Here is a 26,243-nt window from a genome sequence, read left to right as displayed (position 1 = left end):
GTCAGCGTGCTTTCGCGTAGCGGGCTTCGAGCCTTCGCACGAGGCCGGACAGGGGAAGGGTGATCGCCAGGTAGCACAGGGCGGCGACGATCAGCGGGGTGGCGTTCACGGAGCGGTTCAGGAAGTCCTGGGCGAACTTCGTCAGTTCGTACTGGGCGGCGGTGACCCCAAGGACATAGACGAGGGACGAGTCCTTGACCAGGAGGATCATCTCGTTGGTGAGCGGCGGGATCACGACCCGGAAGGCCTGCGGGATGACGATCGTCGCCATCGTCCGGGTGTGGCTCATGCCGAGGGTGCGGGCCGCCTCAAGCTGCCCCTTCGGGACCGCCTGGATCCCGGCCCGAAAGGTCTCCGCCATGTAGGCGGCAGCGGTGATGCCGAGGCCGACCATTACCATGCCGTATTTGTCGCCGGGGAACTGGAACCCAGGGAAGGCGTTGGGGATGCCGTAGGCGACCATGAAGAGGACGACGAGGGCAGGTACCCCGCGGAAGAACTCGACGTACGCGCCGGCGAACCACCGGTAGGCCGCAACCGAACTCAGCCTCATCACGGCCAGCAGCAGCCCGACCACGAACGCGAAAATGAAGGCCAGGGCAGCGTAGATGATGGTGTTCACCAGGCCGATGAGGATCACCCGCGGGAGCATCCGTTCGAGGATGTCGAACCTCAGGAAGGCCGCGCTGAAGGTTGCCCAGTCCGTCATGAACGCCAGGAGGCCGATGACGGCGATCCCGAGAGCGTATTGGACGCCGAGGGAGAGTCGGGCTCTCTGCCGGCGTGTCAGCCGTGGCGCTGCGGCCTCCGTGGCGGGATGGGTGGTCTGTGTGCTCATGGTTTCCTCACTGGTGCTGCACGTGGTCCGGTTCCGGCCCGCGGCGGCCGGCGGCCGCCGCGGGCAGCCGATCAGCTCTTCGGCACGTCCCCGATCCATTCCTTGTAGATCTCGTCGTAGCTGCCGTCGCTCTTGGCCTCCGCAAGCACCTCGTCCACGACCTTCTTGAGCGCCGTGTTGCCCAGCTTCATACCGAGGCCGTACTGCTCCCCGGTGTCGAACTGGGTGCTGATGCTTGCCTTGCCGGGGTTGGCCTTCAGCGCCTCGGTCCAGACGGGCAGGTCGTTGATGGCTGCATCCACCTGACCGGTCATCAGTGCCTGCGTCAGTGAGGCGAGGTCCTGGAACTCGATGATTTCGCACCCGCACTCGGGGTGCGCCTGCGCGTAGTCGAGGCCGGTGGTGGCCGACTGGGCGCCCAGCTTCTTGCCCTCCAACCCCTCGAGGGATGTGACGTCCGCGCCGTCCGGCACCAGCAGGGCCTGGGTCGCATCGAAGTACGGCTCGGAGAAGAGGATCGCTTCCTTCCGGGCGTCCGTGATCGTCATGCCGGCGGCGGCGATATCGCACTTGCCGGTGGCCATGTCCTCGCCGGACTTGATCCCCTCAAAGGGGGTGTCGATGATGGCCGTCTGGGCACCGAGCCGCTTGGCCACGAGGTTGACCAGATCGATGTCGAACCCGACGGTCTTGCCCGAATCATCGTTGACCTGGAACGGGGCAAACGGAAGGTGGGTGCAGACCGTCAGCTTGCCCGGCGAGACGAGGGAGACGCCGTCGGCCTTGCCGGCCGATGCATCCGGGGCGGCGGCGGACGGGCTTCCGCAGGCGGTGAGCGCCAACGCGCACATCGCGGCGAGGGCGGCAAATTTGGACCTTCCGTGCAACTGCATGGGTCTCCTTTGTGCTGGCCGGACGTGGGTCGGCCGAGGCGGAAATGGCTGGCACAGCGGGCATTCCGAGGGCTTTCCATCGCGGAGGCGGCTTCGAAAGCCGCCCGCCCATGTCGGTCCCGGGACCCCGGCCGCTCCCCGGTGTGGGGAGGGTCACATTGTGCGTGAAACGAGTATGGACTCATTTACAGCCAGCAGCAAACCGGGTCCGGAGAATGATTTGATACAAGAGGCGGAAGGCGCACATGTCCGGCCGTCACGAACCGGGATGCTGTCGGCATGCCGACCTGCCCCTTACAGTCAGGCATGACCAAAAACCGCCGTCGGTTGCATTACGCCCTGATTTTCCTAGCCGGCGGTGTCTTCTACTTCCTGTTAAAGGTGGCGTCCGGGGAGACGCCGGCCCATGCGGCGCTGTCGGCGGCCTTCTTCACCGTCACTCTCGCGATCGTTATGGCATTCGTGGTCCGCTGGCAGCGCCGGTCCCTGCGGAGGGTCGTGGAACGAGGGCAGTTCGCGTGTTCTATCCGGCTCCCGGAGGCCCCCAAAGGTGAGCGTTTTCGAAAGTGGAACTATGGCCTAGTGACGCCGACAGCGGGTGCCCTGACCTTCCAGCCGGTTCTTGGGACAACGACCATCCACCGAGGGAACCCGACCAGGATTGACCTGCAGCCTTCCGCCGGTGCCGCCCGCTTCGCACCGAGCAGGTGGGACAAGTTCAACAGCCTTGGGCCCGAGGTGGTGGTCCTCCCCCTTCAAGCCGCTGATGGGCGGGTCGAAGTGGCGGGCCGGACGATCACTCTCGACAGGATCGAAGAGGTCGTTGCGGGATCAGGATCTCCGGACCGCACGACGAATTGAGCCACGCGCGGCGCTGGACCCGGGCGCAGCAGCACGGGCGGCCGCCGCCGACTAGTCTGACGAGATGGACACCGAGGAACATCCGCTCACCGGGGGCAACGCTACCCCGGACGTCGTGCGGATTGGAGCGACCGTCCGAAAACCCTGGACCGCCGCAACCCCCGCCGTGCACGCCTTTCTGGACGCGGTGCGAACGGCAGGCGTCGATGTACCGCAGGCCTTCGGGCGGGACGACTCCGGGCGGCAGGTCATCGAATTCATCCCCGGCACTCCCGCCCTGGAGCTCCCTCCCCTGACATTTGAGGAACTGGCCCGAGTCGGCCGGATGGTCCGCCGGATCCACGACGCGAGCCGGGAGTTCGACAGCAGCCAGGCCAGCCGATGGGATGTCCTCATTCCGCCCGCCGCCGCCGATCTGGTGTGCCACAACGACCTGGCTCCCTGGAACCTCATCATCGGCGAGCGCTGGGTCTTCATCGACTGGGACGGCGCTGGGCCCAGCACCCGGCTGTGGGATCTCGCCTACGCGGCACAGGCCTTCACCCTCTCGGATTACCACCAGGAACCCGCCCGGGCCGCGGCACGGCTGCGCGCCTTCATCGACGGATACGGCGCCGGGGAGGAGCTCCGCGGCGAGCTCCCCCGCGTCATGGCGGAGCGGGCCGCTGCCATGCACGCCCTGCTGCACCGCTCGCACCTCACCGGGCGGGAACCGTGGGGGTCGATGTACCGTGCCGGCCATGGAGACCACTGGCGCCGGGCGGCCGCCTACGTGGCCAAGAACCGGGACCTGTGGCTGCGGGGGCTGCTTGACCCCTGACGGGCCGGCTGCGGCCCAGGCCTCCTGCTCGGGCGGCGCCCTTCGTGACGGATTCCCGTAATCTACCGCCGCGGCCGCAGCAACGAGCACCGATCTTCCGCGGAACCGCGCGGCCCGGGCCGCAGCACCGGCCGTCCCCCTGTGGGTGGCTCTGGTGACCGGTCGATGCCCGACGTAGGCTTGGCGCCATGACGGAGGTCGAGGGCATGGCCTGCGGCAGGCTGGTGTCACTGAACGTTGGAGTCCCCAAGGGCGTCTCCTGGCAGGGAAAGACGGTGCACACCGGCGTCTACAAGAGCCCGGTGGAGCGGCCGCTGATGGTCCGCAGGCTCAATATCGACGGTGACGGCCAGGGCGACCTGCACGGGCACGGCGGTGAGCAGCGGGCGGTGCTGGTCTACCAGCGGCAGTCCTACGAGCACTGGTCCAGCTTCCTCGGCCGCGGCGATCTAACGCCCGGCTCCTTCGGTGAGAATTTCACCATCGACGGGCTGCCCGACGACGAAGTGTGCATCGGGGACCGCTACCGCATTGGGGAGGCGGAATTCGAGGTGACCCAGCCCCGCGTCACCTGCTTCCGCGTGGGCATGCGGCTCGAGGAACCGCGGATGCCCGCACTCCTGGTGGACCACCGCCGTCCCGGGTTTTACCTGCGGGTCATCACCGAGGGCGAAGTCCGGCCCGGTGACCCGATCATTCGAACGCTCAACGGGCCCCACCGGCTGACGGTCGCGGAGACCGACGCGCTGCTGTACCTGCCGAACCGCTCGCAGGCCGCACTGCGGAAGGCCGTTGACATTCCGGCACTGAGCCCCGGCTGGCAGCAGTCCTTCCAGGACCTGCTGGACACCGATCTGGCAAAGGCCACCGTGACCGGGGCACCCGTCGAGGAGCCCGGCTGGAGCGGATTCCGGCCGATGACGATCACGAAGACCGTTCCCGAAACCCCGACCATCACCTCCGTGTACCTTCACGCGGGCGACGACGTTCCACTCGGACCGTTCATCCCCGGCCAGTACCTCACCCTCCGCGTTTCCGTGAACGAGGCGGTGTCGGTCCGCAGCTACTCCATTTCGGACGCCCCCAACCCGCACACCTACCGGATCAGTGTCAGGCAGGAGGAACACGGGTTGGTGAGCCGCTACCTCCACGAGGGTGTGCTGGTCGGCGGGACCATCGATGTTGCCGCCCCCCGCGGTCAGTTTCGGCTCCACGCCGGAACCGGTCCGGTACTCCTCATCTCGGCCGGGGTCGGCGCGACCCCGCTGGTGCCGATGCTCCAGGAGTTCGCCCGCACCGGCAGCGACAGGGAGATCTGGTGGATCCACGTCGCCCGGAACCCCGGCGAGCTCGTGTTCGCCGGGGAGGTGCGGGGACATCTGAACCGGCTTGCCCACGCCCGCAGCGCCATCTTCTACACCCGGGCGACGGCTCCCGTGGCGGACTCCTTCAGCGGCCGGCCGACCGTCGACCAGCTTCGGGCCCTGGGGGTTCCGGCGGGCGCGGCGGCCTATCTCTGCGGTCCGCCCGCCTTCATCGGCAGCATGACGGATGCGCTCACCGACCTCGGCGTCGACGCCGGGTCGATCTACTCCGAACTGTTCAGCACCCTGCCGCCGATCAATCCCGGGCTTGTTGATTCCGCCACCGTGCCCCCGCACCAGCCCTCCGGCGAGCCCGGCACCGGGCCTGCGGTGACGTTCGCCCGAAGCGGCCTCACCGCCCGGTGGCGCGCGGGCGACACGTCCCTGCTCGAACTCGCCGAGGCCTGCGACGTGCCCACCCGGTGGTCCTGCCGCACCGGGGTGTGCCACACCTGCCTCACGGCGGTCATCTCGGGGAGGGTGGCCTACCAGCCTGATCCCCTGGAAACGCCACCCGACAGCCAGGCACTGATCTGCTGCGCCCGCCCCACGGAAGACCTCGTGCTCGACAGCTGAGCGGGCGCGCCGTGGCGCCGGGCTCGACGACGGAACCAGCGACGTCGCCTTCCTGTGGCTGCCCGCGCCCTCCGACGATCTTGACGTCCTCCCCATCGTCCGGGAACGGCGGTGTGTCGCGCTGCCGTCCGACCATCCTCTGGCACGGCAGGAACGGGTTGCCTTCGCCGACCTGCTCGAGGAACCGATCATTGCCCTGCCACCCGAGGCCGGAACCCTGCGGGACTTTTGGATCGCCGCACCGGAGCGGAACGGCAGGCCTGCGGTCATCGGCGCGACCGCCGAGACACCCGATGCCGTCTTCGAGGCGGTCGCCTCCGGGCTCGGGGTGGTGCTGCTGTCCGAAGGCAACGCGCATCTCTACAGCCGTTCCGAGGTCAGCATCCGTCCGGTTGACGGCCTGCCGCCGACCGTCTTGGCGCTGGCCTGGCTGCGGGCCGACCGACGTTCCCTCGTCGCCGCCTTTATGCGGGCCGTCGACGAACAACTGGGCTAGCTCCGGCGCGAAGCCATCAGGCGCCGGCGGCGTCCCGCCCGACCTGGTCGATCCAGGCGTCGAGGTCCGCCGGACGCCGGAACGAGATCACTCGAGGCATGGACGGGTCCGCCTTCATCCTTTCGAGTGCCTCCCGTTTCCGCGGGAACGCCGTGAAGTGCCACAGGAGAATCGAATCCCGGGTGAACACCCGGCGGAACGACTCGATGTTGCCGTTGCACACCTGCTCCCGGGTCACGCACCGGCGGATTGTCCGCCGAATCAGGCGCCACAGGGAGAGCCACCGCGGGTAATCAAGCGCCACCACGAGCTCCGCCCGGGCGAGCAGAATGTCCCGCCAGCCCGAATAGGCGCTGTCGATGACCCAGCGCTCCTGCGCGGCAATACCGGCGGAAATGAGGCGCTGCTCCTCGGGTGGCCGGTTCTGCCAGCCCGGAAGCCACCCGACATCGTCATCGGCCGAATATTCGGGGAGCCGGGCGGCCGCGGCATAGGCGCGGGCGGCCGAGGACTTCCCGCTGCCCGTGACCCCGTGGAAGACGACACGCTGAGCGGGTGCACCGGGCATGGGCTCCAATGTAGCGTGCGATTCCGTCACCGGCCGGCACCGCGAGGGGGAAAGACCCGCGGCACCGGCTTTTGTGCTTCACAGCCGCTTGCTGCCGGACCGGTTCCGATCCTCCGCCGTCGATGCAATGATCGGTTTATGGCCTTCCCCGTCCCACTGCCCAGCGAGCTCCGTGACGAGAGTGTTTCCCTTCGGGCCCTGACCGATGAGGATTGGCGGCTGGAATACGAACTGAGCCGGGTACCCGACGTGCCCGCGTGGACGTATTACCCTGCGGACATGGACGAGGACTACGCCCGGCGCCGGATCGCTCGGACGAAGGAGCGTCACCGGGAGCGGCTCGCCGGCCGGTATGCGGTCCTCCTCGACGGTTCGCCCGTGGGAACCGCGGGGATGGCCGAGGTTGAGGGCGCCGAACCCGAGCTCTTCTATGTCCTGTCCCCCGCCGTCCGTGGCCGGGGCGCGGCCACCGGGTCGGTGCGCCTTCTCTCGCAGTGGTTGTCCTCGCAGGGCTTCTCCGCCGTGGCGCTGGAGACCATGGCGGGCAACACCGCCAGCGAACGCGTCGCCGAACGTGCCGGCTTTCAGATCACGGGCTCCCATCCCGGTACGCACCACGGCCAGGCGGTTCAGTTGAACCGCTGGCTGCGCACCTAGCGGAGCGTGCGATGTCCACCCTGGGTCGGATGCAGCAGGGGCCCCCCGGGCCTAGAGTTGAACCTCATGGACCTCCACCTCCGGCTCGCGCGCTGGGTGCGCGCGCATCCCGGCACGGTCGACGCCTGCCTCGCGCTGGGACTGCTTGTGCTCCTGATCCTGCCGCTCATCGCCCGCGGGGTGGTCGGAAATTCCCTGCTCATCCCTGTGACTATCGCGCTGGTGGCACCGCTCGCCTGGCGCAGGTCCCGGCTGCTGCTCTCGGCCGGCATCGTCGCCGGGGTCTCGGTGCTGCAGCTCCTGGCCGGAATCGACCCGGTTCCGGCGCAGATCGTCATCCTGATCACCGTCTACACGCTGGCCGCCTACGCCCCGCGGTGGGCGAGCCTCGTCGGGCTGGGGTTCGCCCTGCTGGGCGCAGCCGCAGGCATGGTGCGGTACGGGGGGATCTTTGGTCTCGGCGGGGGCGGGTCGCTGACCTTCCTCGGAGTCAACGGGGGCGGGCCGCTGTTCCTGATCTCGCTGTTTCTCGTCGAGTCGCTCGTGCTGCTGGCCTGGACGATGGGGGACCTTGCCCGGTCGCGGCGTCGGGCCTATCAGGCCCTTGAGGACCGCACCCGGCGCCTCGAGGTCGAGCGCCAGCAGGAACGCGACCTTGCCGCCGCCGACGAGCGCAGCCACATCGCGCGGGAGATGCATGACATCGTCGCGCATTCCCTGTCGGTGATCATCACCCAGGCCGACGGCGCACGTTACGCCAGTGCGCAGCAACCGGAACTTGCGGCGCAGACCTTGGGCACCATCGCGGACACCGGACGCGGCTCGCTGCGCGAGATGCGGCGCCTGCTCGGCGTCCTCCGCGGCGACGAAAGTGCGTCTACGCGTCCGCTGCCCACCCTCGAAGACATCGATTCTCTCGTCAGGTCGGTGCGGCGGGCGGACATCCGCGTGTCCTGCCGCCGCATCGACACGCCACGGCGGCCGCTTCCCCTCGGCGCCGAACTCACCGCCTACCGCGTGGTCCAGGAAGCGCTGACCAACGTGCTCAAGCATGCCGGACCCCAAACGACCGCCGAGGTCACGCTCAGCTACGGCCCCCGCGGGCTCAGCATCACCGTTGACGACGACGGCCGGGGTGCGGCGGCCGACCCCGCCACCGCAGGAGCCGGGCTGGGCATCACCGGAATGAGTGAGCGGGTGCGCCTCTACGATGGCACCGTGTCGGCCGCGCCGCGCAGCGGCGGGGGCTTCCGCGTTGAGGCCTTCCTCCCCTACACCGAGGCATAGGCCCATGCGCAGCGCCGCCGGATTCCCGACCACAGGAGCAGAACGTTGATGGACACCACCACAGGAGAAGTGCCTCCCGGGCAGGCAGCGGCCCCCATCAGGGTCGCGATCGTCGATGACCAGCATCTGGTGCGCAGCGGATTCGCCATGCTGATCAACTCACAGCCCGACCTCGAGGTAATCGGCGAGGCCGCCAACGGGCAGGAGGCGGTTCGGACGCTCGCCGTCACCCGGGCCGACGTCGTCCTGATGGACGTCCGGATGCCAGGCATGGACGGCATCGAGGCGACCCGGCGCATTCTCGCGGAGGCCGGAGGCGGTGGGTCCGGGCCGCGGATCGTGGTGCTGACGACGTTCGACCTCGACGAATATGCGCTGTCGGCAATACATGCAGGGGCGTCCGGCTTTCTCCTGAAAGACGCACCGCCCGAGGAACTGCTGGAGGCGATCAGGACGGTCCACCGGGGCGACGCCGTCATCGCGCCGTCCACTACGCGCCGCCTGCTTGACCATGTGGCACCGCTGCTGCGCCGGCCCTCTCCGGTCCGCGACGCCCATGCCGCCGCGGTCGCCCGGCTCACGCCCCGCGAGCGCGAGGTGTTCGAACTGATCGCTCAGGGGTTGTCGAATCCGGAGATTGCCTCGAAGCTGTTCCTTGCCGAGGCCACGGTGAAGACGCATGTGGGCCGGGTCCTCGCGAAACTCGAGGCCCGGGACCGGGTGCAGGCCGTCGTGATGGCCTACGAGATGGGTATCGTCCGCCCCTGAGCCGGGTCGCTCCCGCCGGGGCTCCCTGCGGCGGGAGCAGCGGTCTCCGTGTCATCCCCTGGTATGAGGTCCGGGCCGAAAGCTCCACCCCTGCGCTGATTCGGCCGGTGCCCCCGGCACCTAACGTGGAATTATGACCATCGCAATGAATTCACCCGTGCCCCCTGCGGGTTCAATCTCCCCCACCCCGACCGGCGCCGTCGCCGCCCGCGGTGTCTCCAAAAGCTACGGGCGCGGTGAAACCGCCGTCCACGCCCTCCGGGACGTCTCGCTTGACTTCGAACGGGAGCGCTTCACGGCGATCATGGGCCCGTCCGGGTCGGGCAAGTCCACCCTGATGCACTGCCTGGCCGGCCTTGACAGCATCGATGCCGGACAGCTGTGGATCGGCGGGACCGAGATCACCGGCCTTCCCGACGCCGCTTTGACCCGCCTGCGCCGTGAGCGGGTGGGATTCGTGTTCCAGGCCTTCAACCTGGTGCCGACCCTGACCGCCGAGCAGAACATCACCCTGCCCGTCGCCCTCGCCGGCGGTTCCGTGGACCGGGAATGGCTGAAGCAGGTCTCCTCGACGCTGGGACTGACCGACCGGCTCGCCCACCGGCCGCACGAGCTCTCCGGCGGCCAGCAGCAGCGCGTCGCCGTCGCCCGGGCCCTGCTGACCCGCCCCGACGTTATCTTTGGTGACGAACCCACCGGCAACCTCGACACGGCCACCGGGGCGGAGGTGCTGTCCCTGCTGCGCCGCAGCTCACGGGAGATGGGCCAGAGCATCATCATGGTGACCCACGACCCGGTTGCGGCCTCGTACGCCGACCGGGTGGTCCTCATGAAGGACGGGGCCCTCGTCGGTGACCTGCAGCAGTCGACTCCCGAGGCGATCCTCGGCGCCCTCGCGAAGCTGGGGGCCTGACGTGCTGCAGGTAGCCCTGGCGCAGGTACGCGTCCACGCCCGGCGTTTCATCGCCGTCGGCCTCGCCGTCATGCTCGGTGTGGCTTTTGTCTCCGCGGCCCTCACCGTCGGTGCCACCACCAAGGCGACTCTCGGTGCGAGCATCGGGGCCTCCTACGCCAAGGCCGACCTCGTGGTCTCCGGGCCTGAAGGGCTCGGAGTTCCACCCGCCGCCGTCGGGACCCTCGAAGCCCTCCCCGGGGTGGCGGCCGCGCACGGCTTCGAACGGGCATTTGCCCAGCTGACCACGGGGTCCAGCACCTCGTCCGCCGCGCTCACCAGCACGGCACCGGGGGAACTGGAAACCGCCGAGGTGACGCAGGGCTCCGCGCCGTCGGGGCCGAACGAGGTGGCCATTGACAGCACCTCGGCCGCCCGCCTGAAGGTAACCCCTGGTGACACCGTGGCCATCGTTACCGGCGGCCCCTCCACCGACCCGGCCGGAGCCCTGACGGTAACCGGCCTGACGGAACGAAGCCCGGATCCGACCCTCTCCGACACCGTCCACGTGCTCGCGCCGGCCTCCCTGGTGCGGGAAGCCACCGGCGGCGAGACCGTCGTGGACCATGTGCAGCTGGCCCTGGCGCCGGGCGCGGATCCCAGCGCCGTCGCGGCCGCCGCCTCAGTTGCCCTCAACGACCTGCCCGCGGATCAGCGTGAGGGCATCATCGTGCGCACGGCGGCCGAGCAGACCACGGCGGTCGTCGCGACCCTCTCGAATGGAGACGACATCCTCACGGCGGTCCTGCTTGCCTTCGCCGCCGTCTCCGTCCTGGTCGCCGGACTGGTCATCTCCAACACCTTCTCCGTGCTGGTGGCCCAGCGCACCCGGGAGCTGGCCCTGCTGCGCACCATCGGCGCGGAACGCCGGCAGATCCGAAGGTCGGTGCTCGTCGAGGCCGGCGTCGTCGGGGTGGTGGCCTCCGTCCTCGGCGTGCTCCTCGCCGTCGGGGTTCTTGCGGTTCTCGTGGGCCTGGCCCGGCGGACCGACACCGGTTCGGTCGCTGTCCTCGCTGTTCCCCCGTCGGCCGTGGTGGCCGGCCTGGTGGTGGGTATCCTGATGACCCTGCTCGCCGCCGTCGTCCCGGCGCGCGCCGCCACCCGCGTCGCCCCCCTGGCCGCGCTGCGCCCCGGCGCGCCGGTGGATGTGAAGAGCAGGAGCGGCAGGGTGCGCCTGACCCTCGGCCTTCTGGCACTCGTGGCGGGCGGGGCTCTGCTCGTGCTGGGTGCCTTCTCGGCCGGGTTGGTTCCGGCCGTGGCCGGAGGCGGTGTCTCATTCCTCGGCGTCATCCTTCTCGCGCCGTTCTTCGTCCCCTTCTGCGTCGCCGCGGTCGGACGGCTGGCCCGGCCCCTCGGACTGGCCGGACAGCTCGCCTCCCTCAACGCCGTCCGGAACCCGGCGCGGACCACCGCCTCGTCCTCGGCCCTCATCGTGGGCGTGACCCTGGTGATGATGATGATCGTCGGGGCGCAGAGCGCCCGGACCTCGTTCAACGCCGAGCTGGCCGAAAACTTCCTCGTCGACGTCGAGGTCTCCGGCCTCGGGGGCGTATCCGGGGCGGCGGGCAGCCTTCCGGGCGGCACGGCGTCCACTGCCGATGCCCAGGCCCTCCTGGGGGTCGAGGGCGTCAAGTCAGCGGTGGAACTGACCCCGGTGCTGCTGTCCAGCGACGAGGACGGCGGACGGCTCGTATACGCCGCCGATCCGGAGGAGCTGGCCGCTGTCCTGCGCTCCCAGGACACGGTCCTGACCGACGGGATGGTCCTGGCGCCGCAGACGCTGGCGCAGACCGAAATCACCCTCGAGACGGCGAACGGGCCCGCGACACTGCCGGTCACGGCGACGGCTTCGACCCTCTTCGTGCCGCTGATCACCAAGGCCACGGCGGAGCAGCTGGGCGGAACCCCGCCGGACGCCCTGGAAGCATTCACCGGGGATACCGGGGAAAGCTCCGGCCAGGCTTCCGCCGGCGGAACCCTCGCCGACTACCTGGGCACAACGTTCTGGCTGCAGCTCGACGACGGGTTGGACGGCCCGGCCCTGTCTGAGATCCGGGCGGAGCTCGCCGCCGTGACCGGGGTGCCCGAAAACCAGGTCTCCGGAGCGGCCGTCGAGCGTGTCGCCTACAACGAGATCATCGATGTGATGCTGCTGATCGTGACCGCGCTGCTTGCGGTGGCGGTGCTGATCGCCCTGATCGGCGTCGCCAGCACGCTCTCACTGTCGGTGCTTGAGAGGCGCCGCGAGAACTCCCTGCTCCGCGCGCTCGGCCTCACGAGGGGGCAGCTGCGCGGCATGCTCGCCGTCGAGGCGGTGCTGATCGCCGGCGTCGCCGCCCTGCTCGGCACCGGCCTCGGGATTGGATATGGAGTGCTCGGCGCACAGTCGGCGCTCCGCGAGCTTGCCACCGTTCAACTGTCCCTGCCGGTTGGGCAGATCGCGGCGGTACTCGCCGTGGCGGTCGCTGCCGGGCTCCTCGCCTCGGTGCTCCCGGCCCGCCGGGCCGCTCGGCTCTCCCCTGTCGCCGGTCTGGCGGCCGACTGAGGCCGGCCACCGGTTCAACGGTCGACGCCACGGCGCCCCGGCCCTTCGCGGTCCTCGCCATTGAGGACCGCGGGAGGGCCCGGAGCGGACGCCGTGGCGAAGCTTTAGGACTCGCTGCCGAGGATCTCGCGGACCAGCGGGATCACCTTGGTCCCGTACAGCTCGATGTTGTTCATCACCGCGGTGTGCGCCAGGCCCGTCATACCGAACTTGAGCTGGAACCGGGACGCGTGGAGGACCCTGAGGTTGGCGGCGATCTTGCGGGCCACCGTCTCGGGGGAGCCGACATAGATGGAACCGTGCGGGCCGATCTCGTGCTTGAACGATTCCCGGGTTGGAATGGCGAACCCGCGGGTCTTGCTCACGTGCTTCATCACCGCGAGGTACCGGGGCCAGAACTCCTCCTGGGCCTGCTCGTCAGTCGCGGCCACGTGGCCCATGGAATGCACGCCGATCGGCTGGGCCGGGCGCTCGAAGTGCTCGAGTGCCTCGAGGTAGAGGTTGGAGAACGGCTGGAAACGGGCGGGCGACCCGCCGATGATGGCGAGAATGAGGTTGTACCCGTGGCGGGCGGCCCGGACGACCGACTGCGGGCTTCCCCCGACGCCGATCCAGGTGGGAAACGGCTCAGCCTCGAGGTGCGGGACGACGTCCTGGTCCTTGAGCGCGGCGCGGGTTGTGCCGGTCCAGGTGACGGGTTTTCCCCTGAGCAGCTCGGCGAACAGCTCCGACTTCTCCTCGAAGAGCACTTCATAGTCGCTGAGGTCGTAGCCGAAGAGCGGGAACGAATCGATGCTCGAACCGCGGCCCAGGATCACCTCGGCCCGCCCCGAGGACAGCGCATTCAGGGTGGAGTACCGCTGGAAGACGCGGACGGGATCATCGGAGCTCAGCACGGTCACGGCCGAGCCGAGATGGATCTTCCTGGTCTGCGCTGCAATGGCGCTGAGGACCAGGTCGCCGGCGGAGAGCGGGTAGTCGTCGGTGTGATGCTCGCCGATACCGAAGAAGTCAATGCCCACGGAGTCCGCAAGGACGCCCTGCTCGACGATGTTGCGGATCGTCTGGGCGTGCGACTTGAGGGTCCCGTTCTCGTCGGAATGGACATCACCGAAGGTGTCGAGTCCGAAGGTCAGGGGAAAGCCCGTCCGCAGGCTTGGTGAGTCGTTCACAGTTGTTCCTTTATCTGGTGGAGGTGCGGGCAGTCCCGCGGAGTCCCTGGCGGGGTTACCGCCGACGGCGGTGCGGCCTAGGCCGCGGTCTTCTCGGTAAGGACCTGCGCGAACTGCTCCTTAGTGAGCGAAGCGCCGAAGACCGGCCCGCCGGGTTCGAGGATCCGACCCTCGTGGAGGCTGTCCAGCAGGACGGCGTCGTAGCCGATGTTCTCCACCAGGGCGGCGACCAGCTCCACCGCCTCCCGGTCGTCACCGGCCACCCCCAGGGCCAGCCGGTCGGGGGAACCGGCCGGGCGGCGTTCCGCCTCGATCTCGTGGTACCCGGCGTGGTTGAAGGACTTGACCACCCGGGATCCGCTGAGGTGCCGCTGGATGATTTCGCTGCTGCCATAGCGCGGGTCCTCGAACAGCTGCTGCGTGCCGTCGATGGGTGCCCAGTAGTTCATGAGGTCCACGACCACCTTGCCCGCCACCAGGGACGGGTCGAAGGTGCTGAATTTGTGCAGCGGGATCGCCAGGATCACGATGTCGGCCTCGGCCGCCACCTGTGCGGGCCAGTCGGCCTTCGCCCCCGGAACGAGGATCTGGGTGATGAGGGCGATCTTAGCGGGGTCGCCGGACCCGGCGATGGAGACCGGGTAGCCGGCCTCGATGGCAACCCGGCCGATGGCCGGGCCGACATGGCCTGCTCCGAGGATTCCGATCCGCGGCAGGGTGATTGTTGAAGTAGGGCTGGTCATCGTGGGTCCTCCTTGGAGGAATCGGACTGGAAGTGTCGCTGGAGTGAGTCGAGGATGTCGGCAAGGTTCTCAAGCTGTGCCGGGGTGAGCGCGTCGGCGAAGTGCTCCTTCACCGCCTGCAGCTGCGGCACGGAGGACCGCCGGAATGCGTCGGCTCCGGCGTCGGTGAGCCGGACGAAGGCGCCCCGGTTATCCGTCAGGCATTCCTCGCGGCGCACCAGTTCCCGCTTCTCCATCCGGCCAACGTGGTGCGAGAGCCGGCTGCGTTCCCAGTTGATCGCCCCCGCAAGCTCCGAGGACCGCACCTGGCGGCCGTCGGCCTCGACGAGCGCCAGAAGAACTTCGTAGTCCTGGCCTGACAGGTTTGAGGCGCTCAGGACGGTGGCCATGCGGCGCCGGAGTTCGGCCGTCGTATCGAGGAGTCTGCGCCAGACGGCGAGCTCGGTGCCCGTGGGGCTTCGACGGGCTGGATGGTTGCCCCGGTTTTCTTTCGCGGCGCTGTAGGCAGCCATGACATTCCCTCCAGGTGTTGTTGACATGTCCACAATAAGCCTTGGTAGTTGATATGTCAACTTGCCGAGGAGAAGGGAGCCTTATTGACATGTCCACTAGTCCGTCCTATCTTCGTCTGTAGTTGACACATCAACTGCAGACTCAAAGCGTTGGAGATGAAATGGCTGACATCCTCGAGCAGTACCCGATCGTGATCGGCGTCGACAGTTTCGGCGACGTGACCACAGACAGGAACGGAGAGCTGCTCAGCCAGCCCCGCAGCATCCACGCCCTGGTTTGTGAAGGTGTGGCCGCCGAGAAATCAGGCCTCGATTTCTTCGGCCTCGGCGAGCACCACGTTGAGGAGATGCCGCTCTCGGCGCCCGACATCGTCCTGGCGGCCGTCGCCGGCCAGACCTCCCGCATCCGGCTCGGCTCGGCCGTTACGGTCCTGAGTTCGGATGACCCGGTCCGCGTCTTCCAGCGGTATGCGACCCTCGATGCCGTCTCCCAGGGTCGGGCCGAGGTGATTCTCGGCCGCGGCTCCAGCAAGGAATCCTTCCCCCTGTTCGGCTTCGACCTCGAGGACTATGACCGCCTGTTCGAGGAGAAGCTTGAGCTGTTCTCCCGGCTCCGGTCCGAGAAGCCTGTCACCTGGTCCGGCACCACCCGCCCCGCCTTGGACGGCCTCGAGGTCTTCCCGCGGACCACGGCCGGTGCCCTGCCTACCTGGATCGGAGTCGGCGGGAACCCCGCGTCGGTGGTGCGCGCGGCGCAGTACGGCTTCCCCCTGATGCTTGCCGTAATCGGCGGCAACCCGGCACGTTTTGCCAAGCTGAGCGAGCTGTACCGGCAGGCGACCGCCGAGGCGGGCTTCGGTGAGCTCCCGATCGGGCTGCACTCGACCGGTCATGTCGCGGCCACCGACGAGCAGGCCATCGAGGAGTACTGGCCGACGTACGAAACCTTCCAGCTGGAGGCGCGTTACGAGCGCGGCTTCCCGCCGATCACGCGGGAATTTTACGAGAAGGAGATCGCCGTCGGCTCGCTTTATGTGGGATCCCCCGAGACGGTGGCGCGGCGGATGGTCCGGAGTATGAAGGCACTGGGGGTGAACCGGTTCGACCTCAAGTACGGGCTGGGGCCGATGCCGAAGGATGTCCTGCTTGAGAACATCCGCCTCTTCGGCACCGAAGTGGCCCCACGGGTCCGGGAAGCGCTGGGCCGTTCCTGAGACCCGGCGTGCCGCGCCACTGGAGCTTCGCCCGCCGGGAAGGAGTGCGGAGCCGTGTTACTGCTGGATCCGCAGCCCATTGATCAGGGCCTCAAGGCCGGCGCCGAAAGCAGCATCCGCCGGCCGGCCGGCATGCTTCAGATCCTGCGCACGGACGACGGCGCGGAAGGAGGGGGTTGACCCCGTCATGGAGCCCACATTGAAGATGTCCGCCGGGGCCGATGCGTCATAGGCGGAGCCGAAGATGAAGGACTCAAGGGCCACAATGGCGGAGACGATGCGCTCCGGCGGAAAACCGGCATCCAGGAATCCCTTGCTGACCGCCTCGTACATCGCCAGGGTCCGGGGGGCACCAGTGACGGGGAGTACGGCGATGACGGGGATCAGCGGGGTGTGGTTCGCGAAGACGTTCCGGTAGCTCCACGCCCACGTCCCGACGGCTTCCTCCCAGGTGTCCAAACCGAACCGGGAGACGTCCACTCCCGAGATCAGATGATCCTCAACCAGCAGCAGAACGTCCTGTTTGGAGGCCACGTGATTGTAGAGGGCCGACTGTGCAACCCCCAGTGTCCCCGCCAGGGCCGCCATGGTGAGGCCGTCGTAGCCCTTGCTGGTGATTACCGTGAGTGCGGCCCTGGTGATGCTGGCTTTATCGAGGACGGTCCCCGCCGGCCGGCCGGGGCGCCGACGGGCGGTCCGGGACGGAACCGGAGAGGAGCCTGCTGCGGATCCTTGACCCTCGTGTGCTGCTCGCATTGTCCGCCTTCCCTCGTGCGCCGTGGATTACCGGGCCGGCATGCACTGAATCATGCAGTGCTGCCCCGGGCCCGAAGCCGCTTGGCGAGAAGCTGGATCGCGACGAGGGCCATGAGCGCCGAGAAGGCCGCGTTGGACCATAGCGGCGAGATGGCGTGGGCCGTCAACAGGCCAAGGGGGGAGGCAAGACAAGCACTGATACCGACATATGCCGCAAGCCGCATGCTCAGATTATTGCGGCGCACATTGCCGAGGGTGGCAGAAATTGAACCCGGGACCATCATCAGCAGCGATGTCCCTTTGGCGACGAGATCGCTCGCTCCGAAGAAAAAGATGAGGATGGGCACGATAATGATGCCGCCTCCGACTCCAAGCAGTGCGGACAGGATGCCGGTGACCACACCCGTGAGGGCGAGAGCCACGGAACTCAGAGGCGTCAGCGAGATGGCGTCGTCGCGTTCCGGGATGACGATCCACAGGCTGACCACGACCACGACCATGAAAGCCATGAACAGCCAGAAAAGCAGGTCCCGGGGCAGCCGCGCCAGCAGGTAGGACCCAAGCTGTGCTCCCGCAACGATGCCGAGCGCGAGCATGAGCCCGGCGATCCAGTCGACGTTGCCGGACAGGGCGTACCCGGTGGCTCCGACGATCGAGGTGGGGAGAATTGCGGCCACAGAGCTTCCGACGGCGATGCGCTGATCGACTCCCAGCAGAAGCAGGGCAGGAACGACAACGACGCCGCCTCCCACGCCGAAAAGCCCGGAGAGGTAGCCGGCGACCAGACCGAGCGATATGAGTGCCAGCGGCGATCCTGCCGGGTCGGCAGTACCGGGAGGGATTTCGGCCTGCCGCGTCACAGGTTCGGATCCAGATCGGGTCGGGCACCGACGACGATGGCCGAACCGTCGGACCTCGGGTCGCTGGCCGCGTCGAAGCCCGAGGGCAGGACGCGGATGACATTGGAGTGCCCCAGGAGTTCGTCCCGCGGCTGAACCACCTTGAGCCTGTTGGAGCGGACGCGGAGTGATTTGAGGGCGCTTGCGGGCGCGTCCGCTTCGACGGTCACCGTCGCAGGGGTGTCTCCGTCGTCCTGGGCACCGACGGCCCAACGGGGCGCGCTGGTCGCCTCAATGGCGGACGCGCCGTTGAGCAGCCGCAGCAGCAGCTGGGCATGGATCTGCGGCTGCGCCTGGCCGCCCATGGTCGCCAGCGCGTAGGCGAGCTCGCCGTCCTGGAGCACCAGCACAGGCATCAGGGTATGGGGTGGCCGCCGTCCGCCCGCGAACGCCGCAGGGTGGTCGGGGTCCAGGGAGAACGACGTTCCGCGGTTCTGGAAGAGGATGCCTGTCGACGGTTCAAGGATTGCGGCGCCGAAAGCCCAGAACACCGACTGCACCAGCGACACCGACCAGCCGTCGTCGCTGACGGCCACCAGCCCGACAGTGTCCCCGGTGGCCGCCCTCGCATCACTCTCCGCGTCGTTCACGGCCATGGAGATCAGTTCCTCGGCCGAAAGCCGTGCGGTGTCCGGGTCGGAGAGCCAACGCGCGCGGACACCGTTATTCGAGGCGAAAATCTCAGCAAGCCTGCCTGCATCGGCACCGAGGGGGTCACCGAGGTTGTCGTCTTCCAGCGCGCGCAGCGTGCGGAGCAGGGAAAAGCCCTGCGTGTTGGGAGGACTGGTCAGAACCTCGGTTCCACCCGCCTTTCCAGTGAGGGGAGATTCGACCGTCGGGGCGTACCCGGACACCTCGTCTTCGGCAATTGCGCTTCCCCGCCGCCGAAGCCCATCGATCCATTGGCGTGCCACGCCGCCGGCATAAAAGTCGTCAAGACCCTTCGCAATCAACTGTTCGAAGGTATCTGCAAGTGCCGGCTGAACCAGCAGATCCCCCTCCACGAGGGCGGTTCCGCCGGGCAGAAAAACGTCGCGGCACCCGGGGTCCGCATTGAGGGCCTGACGCTCGAGCCGGATCGCCCGTCCCAGTGAGCGGGCCACCGGAACGCCGTCGCGCGCGCAGCTCAGGGCGGGGGAAAGCAGGTCCTCCCAGCCAAGTCGTCCGCCCAGGCCCGCAAGGGTGATCCATCCACGGACACCCCCCGGAACAGTGACGGTGTCGATGCCGCGGTCGGGAAGGGCGTCCCCGTGGCGTTGCCTCAGGGTCTCCAGCCGTTCCTGCCTGGAGGCCCGACCGGTTGCGTTCACGAAGCTGACCCGGCCCGACGGGTCGCGGACCAGGGCGACGAGGTCTCCGCCAAGGGCAACATTATTCGGGTAGACAACACAGAGGACGGCGGCGGCCGCGATGGCGGCATCGACCGCATTGCCGCCGTCGCGCAGGGCCTGGGCCCCGGCCTCCGTCGCGAGGTAGTGGGAGGTGGAGACCGCGCCTCCAACCGGAGGGCGCCGTGGCGTGGAGGCCTGGGTCATTCCTGCTCCTTGAGGATGGGCTGTGGTTCGGTGGCGGCTGCGGCCCGCAGTGCCTCACGGAGCACCGACTCGACATGGGCACGCGCCTCGGTCTCGGCGCGCGGCGCGTCATGCTCCGCCAGGGCCTCGAAGATCCGCCGGTGGGCAAGACTTGATGCGGCCCGCCGCTCCGGGCTCTGAACGGAGCGGCGCCGGCTGGGGGCGATCTCGGTGGCGATCAGCTCCGTCAGCTGCGCCAAAAGGGGGTTATGGGTGTACTGGGAGATCGCCTGGTGGAAGATCCGATCGAGTTCGGCATACCGTTCGAGGTCGGTTTCCCGCTCCATCTCCTCGACCAGACCACGGAGCTGTTCGGTGTCCGCCTGGGTCAGCCTATCCGCGGCCAGCGCAGCGATCGGTGGCTCGATAATGGCGCGAAGTTCCATGATCCGGGCGAGCTCGGTTGTGCCGTTGGCCGTGCCGTTGGCCGAGGAATTCAACAGGGTCGTCAGCGCGGTACCGGCCTGACCGCCGCGCGAGGCAGCCGAGCGCACGATTGTCCCGCGGCCGGGCTTCCGGTCGATGAGGCCCCGGGCATCAAGCTGGTGGAGCGCCTGACGGATGGAGACGCGGGAAACCCCAAAAAGCTGCCCCAGTTCCTGTTCGGTTGGCAGACGGTCCCCTGGCTTCAACTCCCCCTCGAGGATCAGCCGCTCAAGGTCGACCGCCAGACGGTCAGGGACCGACAGGGCGGGCGACCGCCGCATTGATGACCATTCCACTTTCGCTCCTCCCGAAGGTCCAACGAGCCCCTTCGCATAATCAGATTTAGATAGCTTGACAGTTGGTCCTACCAACTGTCAAAGTTCTGGAACACCGTCCAGAATGTGAGGCACATCATGATTCGCACGTTTTCCTCCCCCTTGCAGCGTCTCGCCTATGCCGGCAGTGCCGTTCTAGCGCTGGCCCTCACCGGCTGCGGGGGCGGTCAGGCCGAATCCGCGGAAGGCCAGGGCTCCGGGTCGGCGAACCTTCCGCTTGTGAAGGACGGCGTCCTCACCTCCTGTGCTAATTTCAGCACCCCGCCCAACATTTTTGCGGAGGCTGACGGTACACCGGTCGGTGCCGAGGTCGACATCGCGAAGAGCATGGCCGAGGAGATGGGCCTCGAGACGGCTTTCCCCGAATACGCTTTCGCCGGCCTGATTCCCGCCCTCCAGGCCAAGCAGTGCGATGTGATCATGTCGACCCTGTACATCAAACCGGAGCGGGAGGAGATTGCCGACTTCGTCCCCTACCTGCTCTCGGGCTCCGGCGTTTCGGTCTCCAAGGAGAATCCCGCCGGCGTGACGGGTTTTGACGACACCCTGTGCGGAGTCCGGGCCGCCGCCATCACGGGCGCCACGGGCGCAGGTCTGCTGGAGGAGAAATCCGCAGAATGCGAGAGCGCCGGCATGGAACCCGTGGAAATCTCGCTTCTCGACCGAAGTGCGGACGCCCTCCAGCAGGTGGTTGCCGGACAGGCGGATGCGTTCGTGGACACCTACGAGCTGATGAAGTACTACGAGAAGCAGTCCGATGGTGACTTCCAGGTCGTGGGCGACCCCGTGGGCCAGGTCCAGATCGGAGCAGCGACGCTCAAGGAGAACGCCGAACTGCATGAAGCCCTTGAGGACGCGTTCGGCACGATCGTCGAAAACGGCCGTTATGCCGAAATCCTGAAGGAGTGGGGATTTGAGGCCCAGGACATTGCAAACGCCGAATAAATAACTGGAGCAACCACATGAAATTCGACTGGCCTTACTTCTGGGAGAGCCTTCTCTCGCCGAGCCCTCAGTTCCTCAACGGCCTCGCGCTCACGGTTATCATTTCGGTCGTTGCGATGGCTCTCGCCCTTCTTCTCGGACTGGTCATCGCACTCATGGGGCGCAGCCGGTTCCTGCCGTTCCAGCTCTTTGCGAGCCTCTACATCTGGGTCATCCGTGGCACGCCGTTGCTGGTTCAGCTCGTGATCATCTATACCGGTTTCGCCGCCGCGAACATTTTCCGGTTCGAGGATACGGATGTCCTCGGCAGTCTCATCAAGGGCGCGGTGCAGGCCGCGATCATTGGGCTGATGCTCAATGAGAGCGCCTACATCTCGGAAATCGTCAGATCCGGCCTTGAATCCGTGGACCGCGGCCAGAACGAGGCGGCGCTGTCGCTTGGCATGACACCCATGCATTCGATGCGCAAGATCATCGTTCCGCAGGCCATCCGGATCATGGTGCCGCCGTTGGGCAATTCGTTCAACGGCCTGATGAAGAGTACGTCGATCCTGTCGATCATTGGTGTCAGCGAGATGTTCCAGGTCGGGAGCACCATGAGCGCCGCGACGTTCAAGGTATTCGAGATCTACATCGTGGTCGCGCTCTACTACCTTCTCCTGACGACGGTGTGGACCTTCATCCAGACAGCGATCGAGAACACACTGAACGTCAGGGCCGGCCTGCCGCGCGCGGAACCGGTGTTCAAGCGCCTGTTCGGCATCCGAAGCCGCAAGCAGGCAACCCCGGCCCCCGCCCTCGCACTGCAGCCCGCCGACGCCGCCTAACGGAGTGAAAATGACTACGCAGCACGCCGCCTCGACCTCAGCATCGACTCCGCCCTCCGACCCGCACGACAACATTGTCCAGGCCGTCGATGTATGCAAATCGTTTGGCGACAAACGCATCCTGTCGGACGTCAACCTGACCGTGGCGCGGGGGGAGGTCGTCGTCATGGTGGGCCCCTCCGGCGCCGGCAAAACAACGATGCTCCGCACGATCAACCGGCTCGAGTCCATCGACTCGGGCGAGATCCGCGTCAACGGTGAACTCATCGGCCAGCGCGTGAATAAGCACGGCAAGGTCGTTGAACGTTCCGCCCGCGACCTCGCCCGCCAGCGGGCCGACATCGGCTTTGTCTTCCAGCACTTCAACCTCTTTCCACACATGAGCGTGCTTGAGAACATTTCCCTCGCCGCCGTGGAGGTGAGGCATCAGCCGAAGTCGAAGGTCAATGAATACGCCCGGGAACTGCTCGCCCGCGTAGGTCTCTCGGACAAGGCGGATGCACGAACGCGTTCGCTCTCCGGGGGTCAGCAGCAGCGGGTAGCCATCGCCAGGGCCCTTGCCATGCGCCCCGCCCTCATGCTGTTCGATGAACCCACCAGCGCGCTGGACCCGGAGATGGTGGGCGAGGTCCTCACGGTGATGAAAGACCTTGCCGAAGCGGGCATGACGATGATCGTCGTCAGTCACGAGATGGGCTTCACCCGGGAAGTCGCGGACCGCGTTGTGGTGATGGACGCAGGCACCATCATCGAAAGTGGAGCGCCCGATCAGGTATTTTCCAATCCGAGGCACGACCGGACCCGCCAGTTCCTCTCAAAGGTCCTCTGAGCGGCCCGCCTCCGCAGCCGGCCGCACCCACTGAGCGCACCTGCCTGACCGGATCGCCCCCACTCCAGCATTGTCTTCACCGGGTCGGTCGGGTCAGGGGTCAGTCCGTTTCCGGCCCGGTGCAAAACGCGCAGCCGGGTGCGCACTGCAGTGCATCCCGTGTGCCCTGGCCGCGCTCCGAGGCGGTTTCGCCCTGGCTGCCCACCGGAAGGGTCCGGGCCTCGGTGTGGCGGACTGCGGAGAGGTGACGGCGTGTGGATTGATGGCGGGTCATGGTGCTCCTCCTATTGTTGGTGCGGCGAGCTCGAGTCCGTCGGTGAACTGCACGACACCGCCGACGACGGTGCCAAGGACTCTGCTGGCTGCGAGCGTTTCCGGGGGCGTCGCCAGGGGATCGCATTCGAACGCGGTGAAGTCCGCGCGTTTGCCCACGGTGATGGATCCGGTGATCTCGGAGAGCCCCGCGGCACGGGCGGCATGGGTTGTGTAGCCTTCGAGCGCCTGGAGGGGTGTAAGGGCCTGGGCCGGCCCAACCGCCGCCTCGAGGGGACGGTCGTGCCGTCGCCGCAGTTGGGCGTCGGCCAGGATCGGCAGGGGCTCGAACGGTGCGATGGGCCAATCAGAGCCAAGCACGAGGGTCCCCCCAACCTCTCGCAGGTCCCGGCAGCGCCACGCCTGGTCGGCCCGCTCGTCACCCAGCCGCGTCGACCAGTTGTCGCTGTGGTCGGCCCGCGTGTAGTGGGTGCAGTGGGTGGGCTGCATGCTCGCCGCCACCCCCGCGGCGGCGAAACGCCGGATTACCTCATCGGAGGCCGTTTCGATGTGCTCGATGCGGTGGATGACGGCAGGCGCCGAGGACGCAATCGACGCGATGGTGTCCAGGGCACGGGTGATGCCGGCGTCGCCGATCGCATGGGTCGCCGTCCGGATGCCCCTGGACGCGAAATAGTGCACGGCCTTGGTGTAGTCGGCCGGATCCGGCCAGAACGGCGCGGCTGATTCTCCGTTGACGTCGGGATAGGAGAGCCACGCCGTGCCGTTGTCGATGGTGCCGTCGATGAAGAACTTGACCGCGTTGACGGACCACCGCCGGCCGCTGAGCTGCACGAGATCGGCGATCGCACCCAGATCGGCTTCGGTGCTTCCCGGCATGCACCATGGGGCGCAGTAGAGACGAAGCGGCAGTTCACCGTCCCGTTCGAGCGCTGCCAGGAGTTCAAGCGAGTCCTTATTCAGGTCCATGACGTGCCCGGCCGTCAGTCCGGCCCGGGACAGGGCCCGAAGGAATTCCTTGAGCCGCATCCTGCGCGTCGCAAAGTTGTCTTCGGGAAGAGCGGAGGTGACAGCGCTGATCGCATCCCACTCAAGCAGGAGCCCGGTGGGGGCGCCCGTGTCGTCACGCACGATGCCCGGGTCCGCGTCGGCCGTCAGCGGGCCGTCGATTCCCGCTGCGGCCAACGCACGGCTGCTGGCCAGAGCCGAGTGGGCGTCGAAGACCCTCACCAGGCAGGGGCGGCCGCCAAGGACGTCGTCGATCACCTTCCGGTGCAGCGGCACCGGTCCGAAAACCGTGGGGTCCAACCCCCAGGCGAACACCCACTCCCCCGGCCCTTGGGCGGCTGCCTCACGGTGCAGCGCTTCCCGCAGCTGCTCGATGGTCTGCACGCCGGACAGGTCGCAGCCCCGGACGGTGTCCAGCGCCATCACCGGATGGAGGTGTCCGTCAACAAGCCCCGGGGTGAGGGTTCCGGCACCGAAATCGACCACTTCGGTGTCAGCGGACCTCCATCCGTCCATGTCCTCCCGGCTGCCGACCGCCGTGATGATACCGTCCCGGACGGCCACCGCCTCGACCGGCCGCATGCCGCCGTCCAGCGTGTGGACCGTCCTGGCCAGGACAATCAGGTCGGCTTTCATTGGATCCACTCCTTCATCGTGGACGCAGCGCTCAGGCACTGCTCGTGGCCGGGCTGACTGTTTTCTCGTCGAGGTCGACCTGAGGTGGCGGGCGTCGGAAACCGCGTGTCAGGACGACGAGATAGGCGACCCCGATCACCAGCCAGATCGATCCCACGGCGAAGGCCGATGCCGAAAGGCTGAACCACAGCCACACTGTGAGGAGGAACCCGATGGCAGGGACCAGCCCGTACTTGAGCAGGTCGCGTCCGCTCCTCCGGCCGTGGTCGACGAGGAAGTGCTTGATGGCTCCAAGGTTCACCAGCGAGAAGGCAAACAGGGCACCGAAGCTGATGACCGATGCCACTGTTCCAAGATCAAGGACAAGTGCCAGCAGGGAGACGGCCGACACAACGAGGATCGCCCCGACCGGAGAGCGGAAGCGCTCGCTGACCCGGCCGAAGACGGACCTGGGAATCACACCGTCCCGCCCCATCGCGAACATGATGCGTGAAACGCTTGCCTGCGACGCCATGGCGGATCCGACGCATCCGGCGATGTAGGCGGCCAGGAAGAAGGCAGCCATGGCGTTGCCGCCAAGACTGTTCATGATCTCAACGGCGGCCGCATCGGGGTCGGTGAACTCCTGCCAGTCCGGGAACGCAAGGTGGGCCACCCAGGAGATCAGAATGAACATCGCTCCGCCGATCAGCGTGGTCAGCAGGACGGCGCGCGGCACCGTGCGCCGCGGGTCCTTCGCTTCCTCGGACATTGTGGAAACCGCATCGAAGCCAAGGAAGGAAAGGCAGAGGATCGCCGAACCGCTCAGGATTAGGCCAAGCCGCAGGTCAGGGGAGAAGAACGGCGCCACAAGTGACTGGCCCGTCGAGATGCTGCCGGCTGTCAGCACGATGAACACCGCAACGAAGACGATCTGCATGCCGACGAGGACCAGGTTCGCATTCCGCACGACGGAGATTCCGACGATATTAAGCACGGTGACCAGGGCGATCGCTGCCACGGTGAACACCCACATCGGTATTGAGGGGAACTGGGCGTTCAGGTACAGGCCGATCAGGAGGTAGTTGATAAGTGGAAGGAGGAGATAGTCGAGCATCAGCGTCCACCCGGTCACGAAACCTACGTGGCCCCCGAAAATGCGCTGGGTAAAGCTGTAGGCAGATCCGGCCGAAGGTATGACCCGGACGAGGAAGGCATAACTGAGGGCCGTGAACATCATGGCCGCGAGGGTGACGACGTATGCCGCCGGCAGGTGGCCCTCGGTGAGGGTCGTGACAAGACCGTAGGTCGTGAAGACCGTGAGCGGGACCATATAGGCCAGCCCGAAAATAACCAGCGCGGGGGTTCCCATCACCCGGCGCAGGGCCTGCTCCCGTTCCGGCGCCGCTGCGGCGCTGGATCCACGGGAATTCATTCCTTCCACAAGAACTCCTCGATTTACCTGTCAGTTGTGCATTTCGATGGGTTGT

General features: G+C 67.4%; 24 protein-coding genes and 1 pseudogene. 13 read left to right on the top strand and 12 right to left on the bottom strand.

What is annotated here, in order from left to right:
• Position 1 precedes the first annotated feature (1 nt).
• The gene (locus tag QZX79_RS00360) at positions 2–838 is read right to left on the bottom strand and encodes an amino acid ABC transporter permease (RefSeq protein ID WP_294563176.1); all 837 of its coding nucleotides are present in this window, start codon (positions 836–838) and stop codon (positions 2–4) included.
• A gap of 71 nt (positions 839–909) precedes the next feature.
• A complete protein-coding gene (locus QZX79_RS00355; protein ID WP_294563174.1) occupies positions 910–1,731 on the bottom strand; it encodes an ABC transporter substrate-binding protein in 822 nt (273 codons plus the stop codon).
• Between the two features lie 306 nt (positions 1,732–2,037).
• Between QZX79_RS00355 and QZX79_RS00350 the strand changes: the two genes are divergently transcribed.
• The 4 genes and pseudogenes from QZX79_RS00350 to QZX79_RS00335 all read left to right on the top strand — a co-directional run.
• Entirely contained in the window at positions 2,038–2,592 is a 555-nt protein-coding gene (locus tag QZX79_RS00350) for a hypothetical protein (RefSeq protein WP_294563171.1), read from the top strand.
• A 64-nt stretch (positions 2,593–2,656) separates the two neighbouring features.
• Positions 2,657–3,412: a phosphotransferase gene (locus QZX79_RS00345; protein ID WP_294563168.1), complete on the top strand. Its 756-nt coding sequence runs from the start codon at positions 2,657–2,659 to the stop codon at positions 3,410–3,412.
• 188 nt (positions 3,413–3,600) lie between these two features.
• Positions 3,601–5,352 (top strand): MOSC domain-containing protein, encoded by a 1,752-nt coding sequence (locus QZX79_RS00340; protein WP_294563166.1) that lies wholly within the window; start codon positions 3,601–3,603, stop codon positions 5,350–5,352.
• A 16-nt stretch (positions 5,353–5,368) separates the two neighbouring features.
• A pseudogene (locus tag QZX79_RS00335) lies at positions 5,369–5,848 on the top strand (LysR family substrate-binding domain-containing protein); the annotation flags it as partial.
• Between the two features lie 16 nt (positions 5,849–5,864).
• Here the strand turns inward: QZX79_RS00335 and QZX79_RS00330 are convergent.
• Complete coding sequence (locus tag QZX79_RS00330; RefSeq protein WP_294563164.1) at positions 5,865–6,416, bottom strand: adenylate kinase; 552 nt, start codon at positions 6,414–6,416, stop codon at positions 5,865–5,867.
• 138 nt (positions 6,417–6,554) lie between these two features.
• On the opposite strand from QZX79_RS00330, the gene QZX79_RS00325 reads away from it, so the two are divergent.
• The 5 genes from QZX79_RS00325 (at position 6,555) to QZX79_RS00305 (ending at position 12,625) form a co-directional block, all read left to right on the top strand.
• Complete coding sequence (locus tag QZX79_RS00325) at positions 6,555–7,073, top strand: GNAT family N-acetyltransferase (RefSeq protein ID WP_294563163.1); 519 nt, start codon at positions 6,555–6,557, stop codon at positions 7,071–7,073.
• 66 nt (positions 7,074–7,139) lie between these two features.
• Positions 7,140–8,360, top strand: a complete 1,221-nt coding sequence (locus QZX79_RS00320; RefSeq protein WP_294563160.1) for a sensor histidine kinase — start codon at positions 7,140–7,142, stop codon at positions 8,358–8,360.
• A 48-nt stretch (positions 8,361–8,408) separates the two neighbouring features.
• On the top strand, positions 8,409–9,128 hold the full coding sequence (locus tag QZX79_RS00315; RefSeq protein WP_294563158.1) for a response regulator transcription factor: 720 nt from the start codon (positions 8,409–8,411) through the stop codon (positions 9,126–9,128).
• A gap of 145 nt (positions 9,129–9,273) precedes the next feature.
• Positions 9,274–10,041: an ABC transporter ATP-binding protein gene (locus tag QZX79_RS00310; RefSeq protein ID WP_294563302.1), complete on the top strand. Its 768-nt coding sequence runs from the start codon at positions 9,274–9,276 to the stop codon at positions 10,039–10,041.
• 1 nt (position 10,042) lies between these two features.
• Positions 10,043–12,625, top strand: coding sequence for an ABC transporter permease (locus QZX79_RS00305; RefSeq protein ID WP_294563156.1), 2,583 nt, complete (start codon positions 10,043–10,045; stop codon positions 12,623–12,625).
• Between the two features lie 104 nt (positions 12,626–12,729).
• Here the strand turns inward: QZX79_RS00305 and QZX79_RS00300 are convergent, their stop codons facing one another.
• From QZX79_RS00300 to QZX79_RS00290, 3 genes are all read right to left on the bottom strand, one after another.
• Complete coding sequence (locus tag QZX79_RS00300) at positions 12,730–13,797, bottom strand: LLM class flavin-dependent oxidoreductase (protein WP_294563154.1); 1,068 nt, start codon at positions 13,795–13,797, stop codon at positions 12,730–12,732.
• Between the two features lie 77 nt (positions 13,798–13,874).
• A complete protein-coding gene (locus QZX79_RS00295) occupies positions 13,875–14,540 on the bottom strand; it encodes an NADPH-dependent F420 reductase (RefSeq protein ID WP_294563153.1) in 666 nt (221 codons plus the stop codon).
• A complete protein-coding gene (locus QZX79_RS00290; protein ID WP_294563151.1) occupies positions 14,537–15,052 on the bottom strand; it encodes a MarR family winged helix-turn-helix transcriptional regulator in 516 nt (171 codons plus the stop codon). The genes QZX79_RS00295 and QZX79_RS00290 overlap by 4 nt, the downstream gene beginning before the upstream one ends.
• 161 nt (positions 15,053–15,213) lie before the next feature.
• Between QZX79_RS00290 and QZX79_RS00285 the strand changes: the two genes are divergently transcribed.
• Positions 15,214–16,266 carry an LLM class flavin-dependent oxidoreductase gene (locus tag QZX79_RS00285; RefSeq protein ID WP_294563149.1) on the top strand — a complete coding sequence of 351 codons (1,053 nt, stop codon included), beginning with the start codon at positions 15,214–15,216 and terminating at the stop codon, positions 16,264–16,266.
• Positions 16,267–16,323: 57 nt separating this feature from the next.
• Here the strand turns inward: QZX79_RS00285 and QZX79_RS00280 are convergent, their stop codons facing one another.
• Genes QZX79_RS00280 through QZX79_RS00265 form a run of 4 tightly spaced genes read right to left on the bottom strand, consistent with a single transcriptional unit; the run spans position 16,324 to position 20,217 of the window.
• On the bottom strand, positions 16,324–17,022 hold the full coding sequence (locus QZX79_RS00280) for a TetR/AcrR family transcriptional regulator (protein WP_294563147.1): 699 nt from the start codon (positions 17,020–17,022) through the stop codon (positions 16,324–16,326).
• Positions 17,023–17,072: 50 nt separating this feature from the next.
• A complete protein-coding gene (locus QZX79_RS00275; RefSeq protein WP_294563145.1) occupies positions 17,073–17,882 on the bottom strand; it encodes a sulfite exporter TauE/SafE family protein in 810 nt (269 codons plus the stop codon).
• The gene (locus tag QZX79_RS00270; protein WP_294563143.1) at positions 17,879–19,456 is read right to left on the bottom strand and encodes a gamma-glutamyltransferase family protein; all 1,578 of its coding nucleotides are present in this window, start codon (positions 19,454–19,456) and stop codon (positions 17,879–17,881) included. Before QZX79_RS00270 ends, QZX79_RS00275 begins: the two co-directional genes overlap by 4 nt.
• Positions 19,453–20,217, bottom strand: coding sequence for a FadR/GntR family transcriptional regulator (locus QZX79_RS00265; RefSeq protein WP_294563141.1), 765 nt, complete (start codon positions 20,215–20,217; stop codon positions 19,453–19,455). Before QZX79_RS00265 ends, QZX79_RS00270 begins: the two co-directional genes overlap by 4 nt.
• Positions 20,218–20,334: 117 nt before the next feature.
• On the opposite strand from QZX79_RS00265, the gene QZX79_RS00260 reads away from it, so the two are divergent.
• The 3 genes from QZX79_RS00260 to QZX79_RS00250 are packed head-to-tail and all read left to right on the top strand — an operon-like array spanning position 20,335 to position 22,857.
• Positions 20,335–21,201 (top strand): ABC transporter substrate-binding protein, encoded by an 867-nt coding sequence (locus tag QZX79_RS00260; RefSeq protein ID WP_294563139.1) that lies wholly within the window; start codon positions 20,335–20,337, stop codon positions 21,199–21,201.
• A 17-nt stretch (positions 21,202–21,218) separates the two neighbouring features.
• A complete protein-coding gene (locus QZX79_RS00255) occupies positions 21,219–22,028 on the top strand; it encodes an amino acid ABC transporter permease (protein WP_294563137.1) in 810 nt (269 codons plus the stop codon).
• A 10-nt stretch (positions 22,029–22,038) separates the two neighbouring features.
• On the top strand, positions 22,039–22,857 hold the full coding sequence (locus QZX79_RS00250; protein WP_294563135.1) for an amino acid ABC transporter ATP-binding protein: 819 nt from the start codon (positions 22,039–22,041) through the stop codon (positions 22,855–22,857).
• Between the two features lie 270 nt (positions 22,858–23,127).
• Here QZX79_RS00250 and QZX79_RS00245 read toward each other — a convergent pair whose 3' ends face one another.
• Together QZX79_RS00245 and QZX79_RS00240 are read right to left on the bottom strand one after the other, a co-directional pair.
• Positions 23,128–24,774 (bottom strand): amidohydrolase, encoded by a 1,647-nt coding sequence (locus QZX79_RS00245; RefSeq protein WP_294563133.1) that lies wholly within the window; start codon positions 24,772–24,774, stop codon positions 23,128–23,130.
• Positions 24,775–24,805: 31 nt separating this feature from the next.
• A complete protein-coding gene (locus QZX79_RS00240) occupies positions 24,806–26,188 on the bottom strand; it encodes an APC family permease (RefSeq protein ID WP_294563131.1) in 1,383 nt (460 codons plus the stop codon).
• Positions 26,189–26,243: the final 55 nt, after the last annotated feature.

It is taken from the genome of uncultured Arthrobacter sp., assembly GCF_902805515.1.
Lineage (GTDB): Bacteria > Actinomycetota > Actinomycetes > Actinomycetales > Micrococcaceae > Arthrobacter_D.
This window is presented reverse-complemented; position numbering and strand designations above follow the sequence as displayed.